Genomic DNA, 1229 nt, shown 5'->3' on the forward strand with positions numbered 1-1229 from the left:
TATTCCAGCCCATGCTTGCGCAGGGTATTCATGACCTTTTCTTTATGATCCCCAAGCGGTGGACTCGGTGGCGCATAAAACTCCAATCCGTAACGGTAAGATGGATTAATAACAAAACACTGATTACCCAAGTCATAAAATTGCTCAACCACACTGATAGCGCTTTTAGGATCTAATAATAAAAAATGATGCAAGAGCTCCCTGCGGCTGCCCTCACTGATCTCATCACTCATTAACATTTCCCACAGACTGTCTTCCGGTTTTTCCTTAAGAAACACTGACCTCTTACACACACCCAACCGCCGGGCATGATGAGCAAACTGTTGGTGGTGTTCCTTCAAAAACCGCCAGCAAGGGTCAATGAGCCCACGAGTCCCACTCAGAAAAGACTTTACAAAAAGGCAATGTTGAAAGGCGAATCTATCCGCTTCTGTCGCTATATCACGATTAAGGCTTTGTGCCAGCAAGTTAAAGTCCCACCGACCTCCTTCAAAAATGGGCGTACCGTCTAAATCACAATCCAGATCAGACATGGCACGTAACACAATGATCAGTTTTTCAAAGGCATCATGCATGGTTTGAGGTGATTTCATTCGGGGGCATTCGACGGTCATTTTACCCGCTACAGCGTTGCAACCCAGCTTCATGCTACCCGCATTTTTATCCAGTCCGATCTCCTTCAATAATTGCGCCAGAAACCACATACGCCTGAACTTGCCGGGTTTATCACCGTAGGTTAAATCAAAGTTGTCGGAGAATGTCAGCCGCAAGGTTCGTCCTTTACCTCCCTCTGCGTGCTCAAGTAGCTCGATAAGACCCACATGAACCCCTAACTTCAGGTTAACAATCACGGCTTCATTCATACAGATGACAGTTCCTGAAAGTTTTAGCTCTTCCATAGATGCTTTTCCGGAAGAACTCAATAGCGTTGCCTTTTCACCCGGGGTCGTACAGTCGACATAAGTGATTTTATTTTTCGTAAACACCCTGCCCTGAGCCGAAGCCAGAGCGACCTGTGCCAATGCCTCTACAAAGCTCTTATGTAAGACAAAAATCAGCTCATGGACACTCTTCACCTTCTCAGCCTCAACAGGGTTGAGAGCTTGAAGACAGGATTGCATTTGATGACAGTCTGCCACCCACGGGCGAAACATTCTCCGAGATAACTGGCCGCCTTCAGCGGCTTGCATTGGCAGAATGATACTCTTTAAACCGGAGCGGATGGTCCG

At 46.9% G+C, this 1229-nt stretch carries 1 protein-coding gene; it reads right to left on the minus strand.

Annotation, left to right across the window (positions count from 1 at the left end):
- Positions 1-1154, minus strand: a 1154-nt coding sequence (locus tag KDK18_RS05490; protein ID WP_257253776.1) for a hypothetical protein, incomplete at its 3' end; no start/stop codon positions are given.
- Positions 1155-1229 lie beyond the last annotated feature (75 nt).

Source organism: Endozoicomonas sp. SESOKO3 (assembly GCF_024606255.1).